This is a genomic window from Ruegeria sp. CDSB013 (assembly GCF_059611165.1).
In genome coordinates this window covers 123,088-143,510 of the sequence record NZ_JBXWPA010000008.1, presented here as the reverse complement: position 1 = coordinate 143,510, position 20,423 = coordinate 123,088, and the positions used below count along the sequence as shown (strand labels likewise).

Genomic DNA, 20,423 nt, shown 5'->3' with positions numbered 1-20,423 from the left:
TGGCTCCAAAGTTGCCCGAATGTAAAAGCAATACGACGCTTTTCAACGGGACGTCGGTGAACTTTAGCAAAACTGTTGCAAAATGACGTAGCGTAGCCAAAGCCGGGGAAATAGTTTAACACTAAATCAAATTTTCTGAGGAGTTGAGTCGCCGATGTCGGACACACCCAGCCTGCGGCAGGCCGCGCTAGAATATCACGCCCATCCAAAGCCCGGTAAGCTTGAAATCAAAGCGACAAAACCGATGGCGAACGGCCGCGATCTGGCACGCGCCTATTCGCCCGGTGTGGCAGAGGCCAGCCTGGAAATCAAAGCGGATCCTGCAAACGCCGAGCTGTATACCGCACGCGGGAACCTGGTAGCTGTCGTCTCAAACGGGACAGCTGTTCTGGGGCTGGGAAACATCGGCGCACTTGCATCCAAACCGGTGATGGAAGGCAAGGCCGTCCTGTTCAAGAAGTTCGCCGGGATCGATTGCTTTGACATCGAGGTCGATCAACCCGACCCCGAAAAACTGGCGGATATCGTTTGCGCATTGGAACCGACCTTTGGCGCGATCAACCTTGAAGACATCAAGGCGCCAGACTGTTTTATTGTCGAAAAGCTGTGCCGGGAACGGATGAACATCCCGGTCTTTCACGACGACCAACACGGCACCGCGATTGTAGTGGGTGCCGCGGCCAAAAATGCGCTGCACGTCGCCGGCAAAAATTTTGAAGACGTCAAGGTTGTCTCAACCGGTGGCGGCGCAGCTGGAATTGCCTGCCTGATGATGCTGGTCAAACTGGGCGTCAAGCGCGAGAATATCTGGCTGTGCGACATTCACGGGCTTGTCTATGAAGGCCGTGAAGAGGACATGAACCCGCACAAGGATCAATTCGCACAAAAAACGGATTTGCGCACGCTGGACGATGTAATCGGCGATGCAGACCTGTTCCTTGGCCTTAGCGGGCCGAACGTCCTGAAGCCCGAGATGGTTGAGAAGATGGCCAAGCGCCCGATCATCTTCGCGCTGGCCAATCCAAGCCCGGAAATTTTGCCACAAGCCGCACGCGAAGTCGCGCCGGACGCGATCATTGCCACCGGCCGCAGCGACTTTCCCAATCAGGTCAACAACGTGCTGTGTTTCCCCTTCATCTTCCGGGGAGCGCTGGATGTGGGTGCGACCGAAATCAACGACGAAATGCAGATCGCCTGTGTGGACGGGATCGCCGAGATGGCACGCGCCACGACCAGCGCCGAGGCGGCTGCGGCCTACAAAGGTGAGCAACTGACATTTGGCCCCGATTATCTGATCCCCAAACCCTTTGACCCGCGCCTTGTCGGCGTCGTGTCCTCGGCCGTTGCCAAAGCCGCGATGGAAAGCGGTGTGGCCAAGCGCCCGATCGACGACTTCGAGGCATACAAAGAACGGTTGAATCAGTCTGTCTTCAAGTCTGCCCTGCTGATGCGCCCGGTCTTTGAGGCCGCGGCCGTGGCCTCGCGCCGGATCGTATTTGCCGAGGGCGAGGACGAGCGTGTTCTGCGCGCAGCTCAGGCTATTCTTGAGGAAACAACCGAAACCCCAATCCTGATCGGCCGCCCCGAAGTGATCAATGCACGATGCGAACGGTTGGGGCTGACGGTCCGTCCCGGCAAAGACTTCCAGATTGTAAACCCGCAAGACGACCCGCGATATTACGACTACTGGAACTCGTATCACGAGATCATGCAACGCCGCGGTGTCACGCCGGACCTGGCAAAGGCGATCATGCGGACGAACAACACCGCCATTGCGGCCATCATGGTGCAACGTGGTGAGGCAGACAGCATGATCTGCGGTACCTTTGGCGAGTATCGTTGGCACCTCAACTACGTCGAACAGGTTCTGGGCGATGTCGATCTGCACCCGCATGGCGCGCTGTCGCTGATGATCCTCGAGGACGGACCGCTGTTCATTGCCGATACCCATGTTCGGCAGCTACCAACCCCCGAAGAGCTGGCCGAGTCGACCATTGGCGCCGCGCGTCATGTTCGGCGTTTCGGGATCGAGCCTAAAATCGCCTTCTGTTCTCAGTCGCAGTTTGGCAATCAGGCTGAAGGATCGGGCAAAAGGTTGCGGGCGGCACTGGATATCCTCGACGCCGAGCCGCGCGATTTCACATATGAAGGTGAAATGAATCTGGATCTGGCCCTCGACCCTGAACTGCGTTCGCGGATCTTCCCGAACTCACGCCTGAAAGGAACAGCAAACGTTCTGATCTTTGCCCATGCGGATGCGGCGAGCGGAGTGCGCAATATCCTGAAAATGAAGGCCGATGGCTTGGAGGTCGGCCCGATCCTGATGGGCATGGGCAACAAGGCGCATATCGTGACGCCGTCGATCACAGCGCGCGGATTGCTGAATATGGCGGCGATCGCGGGTACACCCGTAGCGCATTACGGTTAATAAACCTGAGCACAGTATTCAGGGCGCCAGTATCGGCGCCCTGTTTGATTCACAGCAGGCAATAATTTGCACGTCAAAATATTCAACTTTGCAAAAACGCAAAATTGATCGTCAGAAGTCAGCAAAAAGGCAATGATTTGCAAAAATTTGCAGGCCAAACTGCGGAATCTTGCAAATTTTTTGCGATAAAGTGACGCTCCGTCACAGCGCTCGCTTGTGCGGTGCCCCTTGGCCACATAACACATTTCTCAAGGAGATTTAGGAGGAGTTCACCGTGGCATATCAGGACATTTACGAAGGCTGGAAATCGGATCCAGAGGCTTTTTGGATGAACGCTGCAAAGGCAATTGACTGGGTTCAACCGCCGACCAAAGCCCTGTTTGACGACAACGCCCCTTTGTATGAGTGGTTCAGCGATGCCAAAGTGAACACCTGCTGGAACGCGGTCGACCGGCATGTCGAAAACGGTCGCGGCGAACAGGCCGCAATCATCTATGACAGCCCGATCACCCACACCAAGCGCGAGATTTCATATGTCGAACTGCGCAACCGCGTGGCCAATCTGGCCGGGGCATTGCGCGCCAAGGGCGTCGAAAAGGGCGACCGTGTCATCATCTATATGCCGATGATCCCCGAAGCGCTGGAGGCCATGCTCGCCTGCGCACGTCTGGGGGCCGTGCACTCGGTGGTATTCGGCGGCTTTGCCAGCAATGAGCTGGCTGTCCGGATCGACGACGCCAAACCCAAGGCGATCATCGCCGCATCCTGCGGGATGGAACCGGGTCGCGTCGTGCATTACAAACCCCTGCTGGACGGGGCCATCGACATGGCTAACCACAAGCCCGAATTCTGTGTGGTCTTCCAGCGCGAGCAGGAAGTGGCGCAATTAATTGAAGGGCGCGACTACAACTGGCACGGCTTCCAGTACGGAGTCGAACCGGCCGAATGCGTTCCGGTCGATGGCAATGATCCGGCATACATCCTGTACACCTCGGGCACGACCGGCGCGCCCAAGGGCGTTGTGCGTCCGACCGCAGGCCATTTGGTGGCGCTGAACTGGACGATGAAAAATATCTACGATGTCGATCCGGGCGATGTGTTCTGGGCAGCGTCGGATGTGGGCTGGGTCGTAGGACACTCCTACATTTGTTATGCTCCGTTGATTCACGGCAACACGACGATTGTGTTTGAAGGCAAGCCCGTCGGAACCCCCGATGCAGGCACGTTCTGGCGGGTGATTTCCGAGCATAAGGTCAAAAGCTTTTTCACCGCCCCAACCGCCATCCGCGCCGTCAAACGCGAAGACCCCAAGGGCGAGATGTTGGCGAAGTATGACCTCTCCTGCCTGCGCGCGTTGTATCTGGCGGGCGAGCGGGCTGATCCAGATACGATCGAATGGGCGCAGGACGCGTTGAAAGTGCCGGTGATCGATCACTGGTGGCAGACCGAAACCGGCTGGACCATCGCCGGCAACCCACTGGGGATCGAGGAACTGCCGGTCAAGCTGGGTTCACCCGCCAAACCGATGCCTGGCTATGATGTGCAGATTTTGGACGAAGGCGGTCATCCGATGAAACCTGGTGAGCTGGGTGCGATTGCGGTCAAGCTTCCCCTGCCCCCCGGCACTCTCCCGACGCTGTGGAACGCCGAAGAACGGTTCAAAAGCTCGTACCTGAACCACTTCCCCGGTTACTATGAGACCGGCGATGCGGGAATGGTGGACGAGGATGGTTACCTCTACATCATGGCGCGCACGGATGACGTGATCAACGTCGCGGGCCACCGGCTGTCGACTGGCGGAATGGAAGAGGTTCTGGCCGCTCATCCCGATGTAGCTGAATGTGCGGTCATCGGTGTCACGGACCAGTTGAAGGGACAGATGCCCGTTGGCTTCCTGTGCCTGAACGCAGGCTGCGACCGTGACCATGGCGAGATCGTGCAGGATGTGGTCAAGCTTGTCCGCGAAAAAATCGGGCCGGTTGCCGCGTTCAAACTGGCCGTAGTGGTGGACCGCCTTCCCAAGACCCGCTCGGGCAAGATCCTGCGTGGAACGATGGTGTCGATTGCCGACAGCAAGGACTACAAGATGCCGGCAACCATCGATGATCCGGCCATTCTGGACGAAATCACTGACGCTTTGAAATCTATTGGCTACGCTCAATAACAAATCAGTGGGCGACGATCCGTCGCCCGTCACCTGTCTTTCGCTTGCAACCTGAAACAGGCCCCCTACTGTCATCCCAAGACAGCGAGGGCCTATGACACAAACCGACATCTGGCGTCTGAACGCCACCGACCTGACCGCCTTGACCCGTAATGGCGAGTTGAGCGCACGAGAAGTCACCCAGGATGCCATTGACCGGATGCATCAGGCCAATCCAGACCTGAATGCGGTGGTGGAAGACCTGAGTGCCGAAGCGCTGGAGCGTGCACGTGAACTGGATGCGGCTGTGGCTGGCGGCGCACCTGCCGGTCCGCTGCATGGGGTTCCTGTCACCATCAAGATCAATGTCGATCAAACGGGCCACGCGACCTCGAACGGTGTTGTTGCGCTGAAGGATGTGATCGCCCCCGACGACGCACCCATTGTGCGCAACCTGCAGAATGCAGGGGCCATTGTGATTGGCCGAACCAACACGCCCGAGTTTTCCTTTCGCGCCGATACCGACAACCCGCTACATGGCCGGACGCATAATCCGTGGGGTCGCCATATCTCGCCCGGTGGGTCCTCGGGCGGGGCTGGTGCCGCGGTGATGGCGGGGATCGGTGCGCTTGCCCATGGCAACGACATCGGCGGCAGCCTGCGGTTTCCTGCGGCGGCCAATGGAGCGGTCACAGTCAAACCCGGATTGGGGCGTGTCCCTGCGTGGAACCCCAGCCAACAGGCCGAACGCGGAATTCTGGCCCAATCCATGTCGGTGCAAGGGCTGATCACCCGCTCGGCAGAGGACCTGCATCTGTCTATGCCCAGCCTGATCGGCCCCGACCCGCGCGATCCATTTCACGTTTCGATGCCATGGCGCGGGGAAGCCATGGACAGCCCGATCAAAGTGGCCTTCACCAAGAACACGTTTGGCTATGCGTTGCACCCCGAGGTCGAAAAGGCGCTGGATACGGCCCGCGATGCGCTGACCGACTCAGGCTATCTGGTGGAAGAGATCGATCCGCCGGATGTCTTTGAATGCGGACGGTCAGGCTATCGCGCCTTGATGGGCGAAGTCCTGACCCTGATGCAAAGCGACATCAAGGCGGCAGGATCTGAAACCATCCGCGAGATCTTTGATGTCTATTTTCAGGAATTCCCACCCATTGTGGACACTGACCTGATCCGGATGCTGGCCAAGCGTAGTCACTTCGCCCGGGAATGGTCGTTGTTTATGGAAGACTACGCATTGGTCCTGTCACCCTTCCTGCCGCAACCGTTTTTTAAACCCGACCGGGACACCGAAGGTGCCGAAGGGGTGCACGAGGTGCTTGGCTGCGCCGTGTATTCCTATGCGATGAACTTTCTGGGCTTGCCCGCCGCGTGCGTTCCGGCCCGGCTGGCGGATTTGCCCAACGGCCCACAGCCGATCAACGTCCAGATCGCTGCCCGCCGCTGGCGTGAAGATCTGGCCGTGGACGCCGCCGCCGCAATTGAGGACCGAGTCGGTCAAATGTGTCTGCCACTGTGGGAGAAGACGGGCGCATAAACAGGCCCCTTAAGAAAATAGACCCCGGGTTATTGTGCCCGGGGTCCGCTTACTAAAATAAGCCCAGATATCATTAACGAGCGTAGCACCACCTACCCTCGCCAGCGCGTAAACTGCGCAATCGTTCGAAAACGTCGTTTGGTGGCCACTCACTCCCACCTAGACGTGTTCTCCGGGCAAGATCAGATTAGCGGAAAGTTAATGAAGCTCATGTGAACTGCTTCACACAACTTCTAAAAAATTCGTAAGTCCCAAAATTTAGGTGAATTGCTCGGATATCAGGCGCTCTTCTAACCCATGCCCCGGGTCGAACAAAATGCGGTGCTGGATTGCAGGTTCAGAGCGGATCTCGACCCAGTCGATATCAGGGAATGAAACCGAATCTGCATCGGCCATGACCGGGCGTTTGTCCGCATCCAGCACATCGAAACGCACCTTGGCGATCTTGGGCAACAGCGCACCGCGCCACCGACGCGGCCTGAATGCAGCAATAGCCGTCAGGGCAAGAACATCTGATCCAATTGGCAGAATCGGGCCGTGAGCCGAGTAGTTATAGGCGGTCGATCCGGCAGGCGTGGACAACAACGCGCCATCACAGACCAGTTCATCCATGCGAACACGGCCATCGACACTTATCCTGAGGCGCGCGGCTTGTGGCCCTGCGCGCAGCAGCGAGACCTCATTGATCGCAAGCGCTTCGTGCATCTTACCTGACTGATCCATCGCACGCATGGCCAGTGGGTTGATGACTTCTTCCTCGGCCTCACCAAGGCGGGCCATCAGGTCGGCTTCGTGGAACTCGTTCATCAGAAAGCCGATTGTTCCTCGGTTCATGCCATAAACCGGCGTGTCCAGATGCTGCATGCTGTGCAACGTATGGAGCATGAACCCGTCACCGCCCAGTGCAACGACCACATCGGCATCCCGCGGTGCCGCGTTTCCATAACGTTTCACCAGCACGTCGCGGGCTGTTTGGGCCACTTTGACGTCGCTGGCGAGGAAAGCGATTCTCTGGATCATTTGTTGCGGTTTCCGGTCTTGCACATTTGGTTCCGAAACAACCATACCTTTCCCCGATAAGCCAGACTTGACGCCACAGCGGGCCAATTCGTCGCTTTAAAGCTTTTGCGCATGTACCGTTTCCGATAGGAAATCCGCAAGATTCTTACCCAGCCATGTGGAGCCCCCATGAACGCCAATCTCCGTGATACCGGATTTTTCACCCAGTCCCTGTCTGACCGTGATCCCGAGCTGTTCGGCTCGATCACATCCGAGCTGGGTCGTCAGCGCGACGAGATCGAGTTGATCGCATCCGAAAACATCGTCTCTGCCGCCGTGATGGAAGCACAAGGCTCGGTGATGACCAACAAATACGCCGAAGGCTATCCCGGACGGCGTTACTATGGCGGCTGCCAGTACGTAGACATCGCCGAGAACCTGGCCATCGACCGCGCCAAAGAGCTGTTTGGCTGCGGCTTTGCCAACGTGCAGCCGAACTCTGGCTCTCAGGCCAACCAGGGCGTGTTCCAGGCACTGATCCAGCCTGGCGATACCATTCTGGGCATGAGCCTGGACGCAGGCGGTCACCTGACCCACGGCGCCCGTCCCAACCAGTCGGGCAAGTGGTTCAATGCGGTGCAGTATGGCGTCCGCAAAGAAGACAACATGCTGGACTATGATCAGGTCGAGGCGCTGGCAAAAGAACACCAACCCAAGCTGATCATCGCCGGTGGCTCGGCCATTCCGCGACAGATCGACTTTGCCCGCATGCGCGAGATCGCCGACATGGTCGGCGCCTACCTGCACGTGGACATGGCGCACTTCGCCGGTCTGGTGGCAGCGGGTGAGCACCCCAGCCCCTTCCCGCATGCGCATGTGGCGACCACAACCACGCACAAAACCCTGCGCGGCCCGCGTGGCGGCATGATCCTGACCAATGATGAAGATATCGCTAAGAAAGTGAATTCGGCCATCTTCCCCGGCATTCAGGGCGGCCCGCTGATGCACGTGATCGCGGCCAAGGCCGTGGCGTTTGGCGAGGCGTTGCAACCTGCGTTCAAGGATTACATCAAGCAGGTCGTCGTGAACGCACAGGCGCTGTCAGACCAGCTGATCAAGGGCGGTCTGGACACGGTGACCCACGGTACCGACACCCATGTGGTGCTGGTCGATCTGCGACCCAAAGGCGTAACCGGCAACATTGTCGACAAGGCTCTGGGCCGGGCGCACATCACCTGCAACAAGAACGGCGTGCCGTTTGATCCGGAAAAACCGACCATCACGTCGGGCATCCGTCTGGGCTCCCCCGCCGGCACCACCCGCGGCTTTGGCGAGATCGAATTCCGCCAAATCGCTGACTGGATCATCGAAGTGGTCGACGGCCTGGCTGCCAATGGCGAAGACGGCAATGGCGCAGTTGAGGCCAAAGTCAAAGCCGAGGTTGCAGAGCTTTGCGCTAAATTCCCGATCTATCCAAACCTGTAGGCCACACAGGGATCACAGATCAGAACGGCGTCCAAAGGGCGCCGTTTTTTTGTTGGAAATGCAGTCAGATGTAGCCGCGCCAGCGCAGGACAATAACTGCCAAAGCCGCCAGCGCCAGAAATCCCAAAGCGACCGCCCCCAGAAAATTCAGGAACCAGCCCCAGCGGCGATCGGCCAGGTTTATACCGCTCAGATGGGTCTGAACTTCTTCCGATGCCTTGGCCAGTTTCGGAGCGTCCAAAACCAACCGTAACTTGGGGTGCGAGGCCATTTGCTCGGCACCCGCCAGCAACATTGCTTGCTTGTATACGCGGCGCGGCAATCGGCGCTTGGCCTTGCGGACCGAAGCCGTCAGCGTCTGGTCCTTTACACCCAGCGTTTCACGCAGCAATTGCACTGTCTGCGCGATCTGGCTTTGGATATCTGTGGTTTGCGACATGACGTTGCCTCCTGCCTGCGCAATCTAACCTCAGCCCGCAGGGGCGACAATGGGGGCTGGTCGTTTCAAACGCACGCAGGTATCAAACCAGAATGCTGAACACGATCATTCACGGTGAACCGACCTCAAACCCTCCTCTGCTGATTGCGCATGGGCTGTATGGATCAGCCCGAAACTGGGGGGTTATTGCGCGCCGACTATGTGACGAAAGGCAGGTCGTTGCAGTCGATATGCGTAACCACGCCTACAGTGAATGGAACGACCAGCACGGTTATCCCGATTTGGCCGAAGATCTGGCCGAGGTGATCCTGCACCTTGGCGGCAAAGCGGATGTTGTCGGGCATTCGATGGGTGGTAAGGCTGCGATGATGTTGGCGCTGAGCCACGGAGAATTGGTGCACAAGCTGGTTGTGGCGGACATTGCGCCCGTTACTTATTCGCACAGCCAAATCCAATTTATCGAAGCCATGCGAGCCGTGGATTTTTCAACGATTGAAAGACGCTCGGACGCCGAGGGACAGTTGGCGGCGCAAGGCGTCGAAAAAGCGTTGCAGAGCTTTTTCACGCAATCTTTGGACGTCAAAGGGAAGCGTTGGCTTCTAAACCTTGACACGCTGGCGGCAGAGATGCCCAAAATCATGGGCTTTCCGGAAACTGATGCATCCTGGAACGGCCCGGCCCTGTTTTTGTCCGGTGGCAATTCCGATTACGTCCTGCCCGAACATCGCAGCACCATCCGCGCGCATTTTCCCGCCGCACGATTTGCGAAAATCCCCGGCGCAGGCCATTGGCTGCACGCCGAGAAACCTCGTGAGTTTGAAGCCGCGGTCAGGACCTACCTTAACGCCTGATCAGGCTGTATTCTGGTACAGTTTCTTCGCCACCAACCAGGACACTGGAAAGGCCGCCACACAGCCAGCTGCGGCTGCAGAAACGATTGCAACCGTAGACACCAATCCTGCGGACAGGACGGCAATAACGCCTGACCCCGCCAGAGCGGTTGCGATCAAAGTATACAGGATAGAGGCAAGGCGTAGCATGGTCAGTTGTCCTTTAGTCAGAAGCCCGATTATCGCTTTAGACAACTGGTCTGCTATACGCCTTGATCTGCGTCAGATTTCAACGGACAGAGGTCAGAAATCAGGCCACTTCGCCGCCGCCACTGACCCAGTCCGGCAACCCACCGATGTTGTAGACCTTTTCATACCCCATATCTTTCAACAGCTTGCCCGCCAGTGCCGCACGACCACCTGCCGCGCAATACAGCACGATTGCGCGGTCCTTGCGCAGCTCGGGGTCATGGGATTTCAGCGCGTCGTCAGCGCGGAATTCAAGCATACCGCGTGGGATATGATGCGCGCCTTGCGCACGGCCGGTTTGATGCAGTTCGACCGCGTCGCGTACGTCCAGCAATAACGCACCCTGCCCCATCAATTCCTTTGCTGTGTTTGTGTCGATCCGTTCGACGGCAGCGTTTGCTGCCTCCATCATCTGGCCTACGGTTAATGGCATAAGGCGTCCCCTCTGGTGAATCTCACCAGAGGCTAACACGGTAAACCGGGAAAGAGCAGGTCTATAGAGCGATCAGTGCTCGCGGAAGGCGCGCGACATACTGTCTGTCACAGGCTTTGCAATATAGGCCGCAAAGGTGCGTTCCTCGGTCTGGATCATGATCTCAGCGGGCATTCCGGGTGTGGGAACAAATCCACGCACGCGGTCCATCTCTTCGGGTTCCAGCGAAATGCGCGCCAGATAAACCTCTTGCGGAATTCCTCCAGAATCTTCCACCAGCGCGTCCGCCGAGACATAGTAGACCTCGCCGCTCAGCACAGGAGTGGTACGCTGGTTAAGCCCGACCAGTCGAACCGTTGCTTGCTGCCCCATCACGACGCTGTCGATTTCCGTTCGGGGGATCTGCGCCTCGATAATCAGGGGGGCATCCGAAGGCAGGATTTCCGCGATAGGCTCACCAGTTTCGATAACACCGCCAGCCGTATGATAGTGCAATCGCACTACGGTTCCCGTAACCGGAGCGCGCACAACCGCACGGTCCAGAACGCTTCGGGCCTGCCGGGATTTTTCGCGCACACTTTCCAGATCAGCCGCAATCACGCTCAATTCATCCAACGCAGCCTCGCGATAGGCCGATCGCGTGCGGGAAATCTGTTCTTCGTATTTCAGAAGCATCTGGTTGATTTCAGCCGTTTCAGCCGTCAACCGCGCCAGTTGGCCCTCGGCCTCAGCCTGCACGCGGCGGATCGTGTTGATGTCGCCCTTACGCACCAACCCTTTTTTGAACAGTGCTTGTTTGGTTTCGAACTCTTCCTGCAAAATTTCCGAACGTCGAACCATACTTTCCAACTGCGCCTCGAACCCGCTTGAGCGAATTTTCAACGCTTCCATGTTGCGTTCCAGCAAAGCGATGTCGTTTAGCAGCGTCTTTCTGGATACATCAAAGCTGATCCTTTGCCCGTCAAGGATCGCCATCACCTCGACATCGCTCGACGCTTCAATCAGTTCCGGCGAGAACTCAAGCCGATCGCGCTCATTGTTTTCAGCGGACAAGCGCTGGGACATAGCTTGCAGACGAATTTTGCGGATGAACAGTTCGCGTTCATTTGACTCGGCCGAAGTCTGGTCGAGGGTCATAAGAACTTGTCCTTTGATAACGGCTTGACCCTCGATGACTTTGATATCTTCGATGATCCCACCTTCGAGGTGCTGAACAATCTTATTGCGACCTGTGGCAACAAAGCTGCCCTGCGCAATGACCGCCGCGGCCAATGGCGCACTAAAGGACCAGATGCCAAACCCGCCAAAGCAGACAACCAGCAAAATCACACCGATGGTAACAAAGCGGTGGATCGACCGCGGCACCTCGGCATACCAAACTGCTGGATCCTTGGGGTCATTGTTTACGGGTACAACTTCGTTCATTTTGGCCCCCCCTGCTGCGACTGAATACCTGGTTTGTTCCCACGCGAGGCGTTCAACTGTTGCAGCACCTGTTCACGGTGACCAAACAGCGCCACACGACCATCTGTCAGCAGCATAATTTTGTCGACAACGCTCAACAGCGTCGGTTTCTGGGTGATCACCACGACGGTAATCTTGCTTTCCTTGGCCTGTTCAATCGCCCGCGACAGCGCCTGATCACCGGCAACGTCTAGGTTCGAGTTCGGCTCGTCCAGAACCACCATGCGCGGATTGCCAAAGAAAGCGCGGGCCAGTGCGATACGCTGCTTTTGCCCGCCCGACAGCGGTGAGCCATCTGCCGCAACCACAGTTTCATACCCTTGTGGCAACGTGGCAATCATGTTGTGCACATCAGCCAGAACAGCGGCGTCGTGGATTTGCTCATCTGTCGCGTCGGCACGCATCCGGCCGATATTGTCTTTGATCGTACCGGGGAACAGCTGAACATCCTGCGGCAAATAACCGATGCTCTCACCAAACTGACGTGGGTCCCAGTTGCGGATATCCATCAGATCCAGACGAACACTGCCGGAGGTCGGCAGGATCGACCCAACCAGCGTTTTGCCCAACGTGGTTTTTCCCGCCCCAGAATTGCCGATAACGGCAAGTGTTTCGCCGGGATTAAGCGAAAAACTGATGCCGTTCAGGACAACACGTTTGGTGCCGCCCGGAACATAAAGAAGGCGCTCCACATCCATGCGCCCCTCGGGACGCGGCAGGCGCAACTTTTCAAATTGCAGGGCCGAATTGGACAAAAGGTTCTTGATGCGCCCAAAAGCGGCGCGCGTCAGCAGGAATGCATTCCAGCCTTCAATCGACCCTTCGATAGGTGCAAATGCGCGCCCGGCGATAATCGAAGCGGCGATGACCATACCGCCAGTGATCTCGCCCTGCAGCGCCAGATAAGCGCCCCAGCCCAGAATGGCAATTTGTGTCAGCAGGCGTATCGCACGCGAGATGGCCGCGAAGATCACATTCCTGTCCTGCGCCCGTACTTGCCATGTCAGAGATTGTGCCGTGTCGCGACCCCAGATGCGTACCGCCTCGGGGATCATCGCCAGAGCGTTGATGATCTGGCTGTTACGCGCCATCGAGTCGAGGTGCAGGTTCGCCATTGATTGAGATCTGTTCGCCTCGGCAAATGGCTTGGCAGTCATTTTCTGGTTAATCACTGCGATAATCATCAGCAGCATCGCGGTTACGATAACGATTGATCCCAGCTGCGGATGCACCAGAAAAATCATCAGGATGAACAGCGGTGCGAAAGGAACGTCAAGGAATGAAATCAACGTCCCCGACACCAAAAAACCGCGCACTTGCTGAAGATCGCCCAGCGTCTGGTATTCCCGGCCGTTGCCGTGCAGCGACGCATGTGCTGCCGCACTTAGAACGGGCGCGCCCAATCGCGCGGCAACCTCGACCGCTGTACGCATCAGAATAAAACGGCGCACCGCGTCAAATGCCGCCTGAAAGATCACAGCCCCCGCAACAATGGCGGTCAACATGATCAGTGTATCCAAAGACCGGCTGGTCAGCACCCGGTCACTGATTTGAAACAGGTAGATCGGGATCGCTAGGATCAGGATGTTGGTTGCGCAGGTCAGAACCAGGACAAATGCCAGATTGCGCCAGATCGCCTTTAGAGAGGTGCGCAGAGTATTTTGGAAATCCTCTGGCGGCGTGCGTTTGTGGAATGTCTGGGGTGGCCCGTTGCCGTCACCTCCGCCCGTTTGTCGGAGTTGCATCGGCTCGTTCGCCTTGGCCTCGATAGTGGCACCTAAGTGTTCACCGCCCTTCGAGCGCGTTTGGGGGGTCACCCGCGCAGTCGTTTCTGTGGCGGTGTTAGGATCGGGGCTTTGGGCTTCTTCGGCCACCCCAGCGTCGCGGCCCTGGGCATTCTGATCTTGAGCGGGCTGCGACTGTTCGCGCCGGGGGGAAGCCGCGGCACGAGTTGGTGGTTCCGACCTGGTTTTGGTCGCCTGCTTTTTGGGCTTCACAGCTTTTGCGGCAACCGCATCGTCCTTTTTCGCAGTCATCTTGGGACTGTCCTCTGGATCTGGTACACGCATTTCTTTGTTCAAACGCAAACTTGGCGTCTTAGCTGCTTTTGGTAGGGATTCATCACTGCCATGCGGCTGCGTGGGCGTGCCAACGCCCTCAATATCAAGCGGGCTGGCATCAGAAGAACGACGCGACGAAAAAACAATCGACATTTTAAAACTTTCGGAACACTCGTAACAAATACAGTCACTACGCTAACACGAATTGACCAAATCAGGTAGAAATTTCACGCCAGCATCGTTTGCATCGCATCATCAGTGCTAGCATTTTCAGAAGGCGTAAGGTTCGATTGTGCCTGTGCGATAGCGTTTTCGCCAATCCCAGCCGTCTCTTCCATTATTATGGCAATGACTTCATTGGCCAACTCCGAAGCGTCTGGCACTTCGGGGATGTCAATCAGTGCTGCCTGATGCAACAGCAGGTCCGAATATTCGCCGCCCGCTGCCATAATGGTTGAGTCGACACCAGTCTTGGTGATGTTGGCTGCATTCAACAGGGCGTTTCCGGCTCCGTTGACAGCGGCATCAACAGCAGCTGCTGCTTCAAGCGAAATATCGTCCTGATCCTGCAACAATGTGACCTGTTCGACCGAATTGACCTGCAAAAGATCGCCGTCGATCTTCAGTACGCGAAGCAACTCCATGCCGGCGTAGTCCGGATTGGATGTCAAAGCGTCTTCAAAGGCCTCGCGATCAATCTGCTGCAACGGCATAGCCTCGGCATGGGCCATGTCCAATTCTTCCACCGTGTCCTCCCCGGTGGTCGTCAGAGAGGCCTGGTTCATGACCAGATTGTCATCACCCTCAGCTGGCTTGCTGCCAGCGCCGTAGATGTCATCATCCAAAAGCGCGATGGTCTGGTGCAGCATATCGACCGAAACCATGTTTCCGCCGATCATTATTAGATCATAGAAGTTACCCAACTGAACGATATTGGTGACGTTGCTCAAAACGTTGTCACCCAGTGTGAACAGGCTGGTCGAAGCTGTGATTTCTGTGTTGATCTTGTCGATATCTGTGGCGTCGATCACCTGCTTGATGAAGTTCGTGACCCACAAATCGCCTTGTATCCACGTGACCGAGACAATCGGATCCGCACCCGGCTCTGCCACATTGTCGTCCTGCCACCACTCTTCGCTGGCTTCGGTCCCGATAAATGACGCCTGAACCACATTGGTGTCACTTTGAACACCGGGTTCACCCTGATCGATGTCGGACACCACCGCCACCTGACTGATCACTGTCAGGTTAACGGACTTGCCGCCCACCGCGATGACCGGCGCGTCAACCCAAGCCACAGTGATGTTAACCTCGTTAATCGCAAGGTTTCCGCCCGCGATAACCGTATGGCCCTCGCCGAACTCATCATCATCCGAGCGGTCCCATTCGTCCGGGGTCATGTCTGGCGTATCGTCTTCTTCTTCCTCGTCTTCTGTCTGATGATGCGCGGGCAGAAGATCGTTCCAATCCGGAATTTCTTCGACCACTTCGCCATTCACAATAACGCCCATCGCGTCCTCGCCGTGGAACTGGTAAATGGTCACGCCTTCGATTTGGGATATCATTGGCGACTGCATCTGCTCAGCCAGGCTTTCGAGGTATTCCAGCGACTTATAGTCTTCAATGTTCAGAGATGGCGTTGCAATGGCGTGCATCGACAACGCGACATCCAGCATCTGCTCGCCTTGCGCAATCTGGATTTCGATATCGCGAAAATCGCCGTGACCGATGACATCGTTGTCGTTCAGGACAATCGCCTGGAACGTGTAGGTCACGGCCGAGCCGATGATGAGTGGTGGGACTTGTGGATCCAGAATCAATACTGCTGTCTGCGCCGTCCCCAACTGAACATCCGGAATATAGGGATCGGGTCCGAAGCTGGGACCGACATATATCTCTGACAACGCAAGCGGCCCATCAGGCACGGGCGGCAAAGGAAGATCGGCAGGAGGAGGCAGAAGTTTATAAGGGAGTGGATCATATTCTCCTGGTGGGAGATCTAATTCAGTAGCGATCCGTATGGATATCGGATCGTCAAGTTCATCCAGTTCGACTTTGCGCCGAAGCGCCGTGAATTCTTCGTACTGATCTCTCAGCCGGGCCTGTTCAATCGTAAGCTCAAAGGTTCCAATAAAATGCGCTATCGTTTCTGTAATACTGTCGAGAGACATATCGGTTTCCTTTTCCCCGCCCCGGCCTAAAATTTCCGCTTTGGGTTTGTTGTGCCGAGGCCACTTGTCGCGGCCTCGGCGGTTTCGTCAGAAGGTCGGGGCCCGATAATTCGGGCCCTGACTGCGACTTACACGTCGGTGTCGTCGCTTGCGAAGCTCGAATTCATCGCACCGCCAACCATCGTGGTGTCGACCGAGTTGCCAAGAACATTGGCACCCATGACGATCGACTGGTTGAAGGCCGAAGTATCGACAACTGCGGCTGCAGATGCATACGACTCGCCGTTGATGATACCGTCGCCACCGTTGTTAGAGCCCCAGGTTCCTGCGTTTCCGCCAGCTCCGCCGTCGCCCGAGTATGCGCCGGCCGAGCTACCGCCCATGCTGTCACCACCCATGGAATCCCCGGACATAACGTCGACAGTGGCCTGGCCGCTTGAGCCGCCCGTTGCCGTTCCGGCACCGCCAGCACCGCCAGCACCGCTAGTAGCAGTACCCGTGGCTTCGTTCATAGCGGACGAATCCGAGTCATTATCGGATGCCGACGCGCCGCCGTACCCGGCGATTGCTTCAGCCAAGCTGTCTGCCGAACCATCGGCTTCGAACACGGAGTCGAGTGCACCTGCACCACCACCGCCGCCAACCGCGTCAGATTGTGCTGTACCGGCGCCATCAGCGTCAGCATCAGCCGCCGAAGAGCCTGTTCCACCTGCACCACCATCACCGTCAGCTGCTGAGCTACCGGTGCCAGTTCCATCGCCGGCACCGCTAGCTGTATTGGTTCCACCGTCGCCACCATCTGCATCCGCATCAGTAGCGTTATCGGCAGCACCAGCAACGTCGCCCGAGGTCTGGTCGACATCCGGGCCAGAAGCGGATTGATCGCCTACACCCTGGCCATCGACATCTGCAGCGGCGTCTCCAGCATTGCCATCACCACCGTTGCCATCACCGGCTGTCGACGAACCGCTACCAGAATCCGCTTGGGAATTACCGGTGTCGGCATCTGCGTCGCCTCTTCCGCTTTCCGAGATTTCCTGTTGGAGGCGCGCAATGGCTTCTTCTACGAGACGCGAGAAGCCGCCTTCTCCGTCACCGCCGGCCGCCGAGGTATCGTTGTCGGATTCACCACTGCCTGTACCGTCAGCAGTATTATCACCCGCATCATTGTCACTGGCGTCGGTGTTGTTGTCGCTGGCGTTGTCAGCAGAGCCGTCTGCATCTGCGTCACCATCGCCACCATCTGCTCCGGAGGCGTCACCATCGTTGTCGGTTTCGCCGTAGCCTTTGGCTTTGGACGCGGACTCGTTGTCACCACCATCGGCTTGTGCATTCGAGTCGCTGTCGGCATCAGCAGTCCCAACTCCCTCTGCGTAAGAGTCTACATAACCACCGTCACCGCCTGCATTGTCTGCATCGTTGTCAGCGTCGGTCGAGTTGTCAGCGTTCGAGTCGCTACCCGCTTCGCCACCATCGCCACCGCCGCTTTCACCATCCGCTTCTGAATTCGAACGCGCTTTACCGGTGTTTTCATTGTCGGCATCGCCAGTATGGCCACCATAACCGCCATCTGCGTCTGCATCTGCGTTGCCGGTCTGACCGCCTTCGCCGTACGCATCGCTACCGATGGTTTTGCCACCATAGCCGTCGCCACCGCGGCTGTCGCCGCCCATGCCGGAACTCGCGCCATTTGCTGCGGAACCGATACCTTCCTTAGCGTTGGCTTCACCGCCATTGGCATCGCCATTCTGCTGGAAGTCGCCGTAGTTTCCGACCTCAGCGTTGTCGAGGTCGTCATTGTCTTCAAGGCTTGCCAACTGATTGCTGACAAAAGACATATCGTTTCCTTCGCCATCCAACGAAATGTTGAGGTTCATGTCGTCGCCGGGATCATAGTCAAGATCGCGACCAGCAATTATTACGTCACCCATGCTGGCGTTGTCGCCCAGATCCAGGTCGACTTGATCGTCATCACGCGGGATCCACTCGCCACCACCAAAGTCAATGTTCACAGCATTGCTGTTCGAGTTGTCGTTGCTGTCGTCACCACCGTTTTCATTTGATTGCGACTGTGTTTGATCCTGGTCTTGACCCTGATCCTGATCCTGACCCTGTTCGTTTTCGACCTTGTTCTTTTGCTGTTGTTGCTGGTTCTGTTCGTTGTCGACGCTGTTGTCGTTGGTTTGCTCTTGCTCATTTAGATTTGCGTCAATCTGAGCTTCTTCGACTGTAATATCGGCATCGATATCAACATGGGCCTCTTCGACCTCAACTTCACCGATTGCAGTAATGTCGTTGTACGGTTGGTTGCGTCTACTCATAATAGTTCTCCACTTATGAAGCGCGCTGACCGTCACTCATCTCTAAAACGGTTACTGGCGCAGTTGAATAATAAGGGCCGCACTCATACGCAAAACACGCGTGTGCGGTTTCGTTCAGTGAATTTTACCCACCCTCCTTTCTCGGCTTAGCCGACGCCGTGTCGGCGGAAGTAGCTCGCGGAAATGCGCGATTCGCGGACACATCAGGAATTAAGGCTTCAGAATAGAAGCGGGATCATGGTTACAGGCAGAGCGCGTCGTGAATAGCTACCTTAAAGGACTAGAACGCCCAGGGCCTTGATTTCATTACTGTAATGCTCGTGTGATCGAATAGCAGTCGCAGCAATGGCCAATCGCGCGGGTCAAATCTCACAATTTGGGAAACCCATTGTTTTCCACCACTTACGCGTGAGGAAGTACTGCCGACCTAAACGAAAGCATTAGAACTGAATTTTCGGAACGGCGCACATCATTGATAAAACTTGTACTTTCAGCTATAGTCGTGCCCCAATAGCGTAAGTTACTTTAATTCTGTTCTACCAGTACTGGTTACAATTTCGCCGTTATTTTTCGCGGCGTGGGTTAATTAAAAGGGGGCGTGGCAATGGGCATTCCGATTCAGGAAGATGCTGGTCAAAACGATTACAATCCCGAAGAATTCTCGATCAATTTCGTCGGCAAAGAACTCTTCTATTCAAATCAAACGATCCATGGTGTCCAATCCGAGTTTGGCGTGATCACGCGCCGGATCGAAACAATTGACGCGCTGTCTGCGCCAAGCGGCTCGGACGTTGGGGCCGGAAAAGTGGTCGTCGTCGACCAGATGATGCTGGACGACCTGTTGAACCGACCGCAGACCTATATGGAAATCGCGGGATCGGGCAGCTTGGCCTTTGCTTATCGCAAGGAAGAAGCTGCCCGGCTTGCGTTCGAAAAGTGGGATCGCAGCAAATTCGGCGACATCGGATACCTTCCGATGAACGTCGCGCCGGATGTATGGCGATCTATTTTGCGCCTGCTGTTGCATGAAGAACTGTACCTGCCGTGTTTTCTTGCGGATTGCGTGCCACATTCACCCACGCCGTCGAATGGTGCGCCAGCAGCGACTTCAAAGCCCAGCGACCTCCACCCGACATACTCCAAGCTGACACGCCGGGAAAAGCAGGTGCTGAAACTGGTGTCGAAAGGTCAAAGCAACAAGATCATCGCATCGAACCTGGGCATCACTGAACACACGGTCAAACTTCATATGCACAACGTGGCGGGTAAGATCGGTGTAAGCAACCGGACTGCAGCCGCACAATTCTATTTCGAGATTGCGCCGGACGAAGCGCGAGAACTGCCGGTTGACTGACGATTTCGAAGCCCGGTTTGACCGCCTGATCCTGCTGGTCGGCAAGTTGAACTACATGTGGACCAACACGGAAAGCCTGTTGATTCACCTAATCGCCGGGTTGACCCGCACCAACAAGGATACCTCAGTCATCATCTTTCTGACGCTGAACACAACCCGCGCCAGAATTGATCTGGTCGAGCGGCTGGCCAAGATGGAGGGCCGCCCGCCAGACATCCGTGACCCAATCCTTGAGCACACGAAACGTCTCAGCAAGCTTTCGGGAATTCGGAACAGATACAACCATTGCATCTATTCCTTCGACCCAGACAGCGGCAATCCGAAGACAATCCTGATGCGCATTGCGGACCGGAAGACGGACATCAAACTGGGCCGCCAGGATACGGTTGACGAAGGTGCGATGAAAGAAATCGAAAAGGTCGTCGACCAACTTTCAGTGGCGAACCGGGAAATGTGGAAACTGATCAACGATCTTGGGTTTCCGGCTTAGCAATGCGC

General features: G+C 56.6%; 15 protein-coding genes. 7 read left to right on the top strand and 8 right to left on the bottom strand.

The annotated features are described in order from the left end of the window. Nucleotides 1-154: 154 nt before the first annotated feature. From AC2FJF_RS14860 to AC2FJF_RS14850, 3 genes are all read left to right on the top strand, one after another. The gene (locus AC2FJF_RS14860) at nucleotides 155-2,428 is read left to right on the top strand and encodes an NADP-dependent malic enzyme (RefSeq protein ID WP_058274225.1); all 2,274 of its coding nucleotides are present in this window, start codon (nucleotides 155-157) and stop codon (nucleotides 2,426-2,428) included. Nucleotides 2,429-2,702: 274 nt separating this feature from the next. Further along, entirely contained in the window at nucleotides 2,703-4,592 is a 1,890-nt protein-coding gene (prpE, locus tag AC2FJF_RS14855) for a propionate-CoA ligase PrpE (protein ID WP_496726084.1), read from the top strand. Nucleotides 4,593-4,686: 94 nt separating this feature from the next. Next, a complete protein-coding gene (locus AC2FJF_RS14850; RefSeq protein WP_496726083.1) occupies nucleotides 4,687-6,120 on the top strand; it encodes an amidase family protein in 1,434 nt (477 codons plus the stop codon). Between the two features lie 258 nt (nucleotides 6,121-6,378). Here the strand turns inward: AC2FJF_RS14850 and AC2FJF_RS14845 are convergent, their stop codons facing one another. After that, entirely contained in the window at nucleotides 6,379-7,140 is a 762-nt protein-coding gene (locus AC2FJF_RS14845) for an NAD kinase (RefSeq protein WP_058274290.1), read from the bottom strand. Nucleotides 7,141-7,308: 168 nt separating this feature from the next. On the opposite strand from AC2FJF_RS14845, the gene glyA reads away from it, so the two are divergent. After that, nucleotides 7,309-8,604, top strand: a complete 1,296-nt coding sequence (gene glyA / locus AC2FJF_RS14840; protein WP_058274229.1) for a serine hydroxymethyltransferase — start codon at nucleotides 7,309-7,311, stop codon at nucleotides 8,602-8,604. A gap of 64 nt (nucleotides 8,605-8,668) precedes the next feature. Here the strand turns inward: glyA and AC2FJF_RS14835 are convergent, their stop codons facing one another. Beyond that, the gene (locus AC2FJF_RS14835) at nucleotides 8,669-9,043 is read right to left on the bottom strand and encodes a hypothetical protein (RefSeq protein ID WP_496726082.1); all 375 of its coding nucleotides are present in this window, start codon (nucleotides 9,041-9,043) and stop codon (nucleotides 8,669-8,671) included. A gap of 92 nt (nucleotides 9,044-9,135) precedes the next feature. Between AC2FJF_RS14835 and AC2FJF_RS14830 the strand changes: the two genes are divergently transcribed. Beyond that, complete coding sequence (locus AC2FJF_RS14830) at nucleotides 9,136-9,894, top strand: alpha/beta fold hydrolase (RefSeq protein ID WP_496726081.1); 759 nt, start codon at nucleotides 9,136-9,138, stop codon at nucleotides 9,892-9,894. On the opposite strand, the gene AC2FJF_RS14825 is transcribed toward AC2FJF_RS14830, so the two are convergent. From AC2FJF_RS14825 to AC2FJF_RS14800, 6 genes are all read right to left on the bottom strand, one after another. Then, complete coding sequence (locus AC2FJF_RS14825) at nucleotides 9,895-10,083, bottom strand: hypothetical protein (RefSeq protein ID WP_496726080.1); 189 nt, start codon at nucleotides 10,081-10,083, stop codon at nucleotides 9,895-9,897. 100 nt (nucleotides 10,084-10,183) lie between these two features. Beyond that, a complete protein-coding gene (locus AC2FJF_RS14820; RefSeq protein ID WP_496726079.1) occupies nucleotides 10,184-10,555 on the bottom strand; it encodes a rhodanese-like domain-containing protein in 372 nt (123 codons plus the stop codon). A 72-nt stretch (nucleotides 10,556-10,627) separates the two neighbouring features. Further along, entirely contained in the window at nucleotides 10,628-11,980 is a 1,353-nt protein-coding gene (locus AC2FJF_RS14815) for an HlyD family type I secretion periplasmic adaptor subunit (protein WP_496726078.1), read from the bottom strand. Beyond that, nucleotides 11,977-14,088, bottom strand: a complete 2,112-nt coding sequence (locus AC2FJF_RS14810; protein ID WP_496726077.1) for a type I secretion system permease/ATPase — start codon at nucleotides 14,086-14,088, stop codon at nucleotides 11,977-11,979. The genes AC2FJF_RS14815 and AC2FJF_RS14810 overlap by 4 nt, the downstream gene beginning before the upstream one ends. Nucleotides 14,089-14,306: 218 nt before the next feature. Continuing rightward, nucleotides 14,307-16,250, bottom strand: a complete 1,944-nt coding sequence (locus AC2FJF_RS14805; RefSeq protein WP_496726076.1) for a type I secretion protein — start codon at nucleotides 16,248-16,250, stop codon at nucleotides 14,307-14,309. A 128-nt stretch (nucleotides 16,251-16,378) separates the two neighbouring features. Further along, entirely contained in the window at nucleotides 16,379-18,571 is a 2,193-nt protein-coding gene (locus AC2FJF_RS14800) for a hypothetical protein (protein WP_496726075.1), read from the bottom strand. Nucleotides 18,572-19,175: 604 nt separating this feature from the next. Between AC2FJF_RS14800 and AC2FJF_RS14795 the strand changes: the two genes are divergently transcribed. Both AC2FJF_RS14795 and AC2FJF_RS14790 read left to right on the top strand, forming a co-directional pair. After that, nucleotides 19,176-19,925 carry a helix-turn-helix transcriptional regulator gene (locus AC2FJF_RS14795; protein ID WP_496726074.1) on the top strand — a complete coding sequence of 250 codons (750 nt, stop codon included), beginning with the start codon at nucleotides 19,176-19,178 and terminating at the stop codon, nucleotides 19,923-19,925. Beyond that, the gene (locus AC2FJF_RS14790; protein ID WP_108862396.1) at nucleotides 19,918-20,415 is read left to right on the top strand and encodes a hypothetical protein; all 498 of its coding nucleotides are present in this window, start codon (nucleotides 19,918-19,920) and stop codon (nucleotides 20,413-20,415) included. Before AC2FJF_RS14795 ends, AC2FJF_RS14790 begins: the two co-directional genes overlap by 8 nt. Nucleotides 20,416-20,423 lie beyond the last annotated feature (8 nt).

What these genes read in the sequence shown, in the direction of transcription:
- AC2FJF_RS14795 (WP_496726074.1), top strand. Translation starts at nt 19,176, where the DNA reads ATGGGCATTCCGATTCAGGAAGATGCTGGTCAAAACGATTACAATCCC.
- AC2FJF_RS14835 (WP_496726082.1), bottom strand. Translation starts at nt 9,043, where the DNA reads ATGTCGCAAACCACAGATATCCAAAGCCAGATCGCGCAGACAGTGCAA.
- AC2FJF_RS14820 (WP_496726079.1), bottom strand. Translation starts at nt 10,555, where the DNA reads ATGCCATTAACCGTAGGCCAGATGATGGAGGCAGCAAACGCTGCCGTC.
- AC2FJF_RS14830 (WP_496726081.1), top strand. Translation starts at nt 9,136, where the DNA reads ATGCTGAACACGATCATTCACGGTGAACCGACCTCAAACCCTCCTCTG.
- AC2FJF_RS14845 (WP_058274290.1), bottom strand. Translation starts at nt 7,140, where the DNA reads ATGATCCAGAGAATCGCTTTCCTCGCCAGCGACGTCAAAGTGGCCCAA.
- glyA (WP_058274229.1), top strand. Translation starts at nt 7,309, where the DNA reads ATGAACGCCAATCTCCGTGATACCGGATTTTTCACCCAGTCCCTGTCT.
- AC2FJF_RS14815 (WP_496726078.1), bottom strand. Translation starts at nt 11,980, where the DNA reads ATGAACGAAGTTGTACCCGTAAACAATGACCCCAAGGATCCAGCAGTT.
- AC2FJF_RS14860 (WP_058274225.1), top strand. Translation starts at nt 155, where the DNA reads ATGTCGGACACACCCAGCCTGCGGCAGGCCGCGCTAGAATATCACGCC.
- AC2FJF_RS14850 (WP_496726083.1), top strand. Translation starts at nt 4,687, where the DNA reads ATGACACAAACCGACATCTGGCGTCTGAACGCCACCGACCTGACCGCC.
- AC2FJF_RS14810 (WP_496726077.1), bottom strand. Translation starts at nt 14,088, where the DNA reads ATGCGTGTACCAGATCCAGAGGACAGTCCCAAGATGACTGCGAAAAAG.
- AC2FJF_RS14800 (WP_496726075.1), bottom strand. Translation starts at nt 18,571, where the DNA reads ATGAGTAGACGCAACCAACCGTACAACGACATTACTGCAATCGGTGAA.
- AC2FJF_RS14805 (WP_496726076.1), bottom strand. Translation starts at nt 16,250, where the DNA reads ATGTCTCTCGACAGTATTACAGAAACGATAGCGCATTTTATTGGAACC.
- AC2FJF_RS14825 (WP_496726080.1), bottom strand. Translation starts at nt 10,083, where the DNA reads ATGCTACGCCTTGCCTCTATCCTGTATACTTTGATCGCAACCGCTCTG.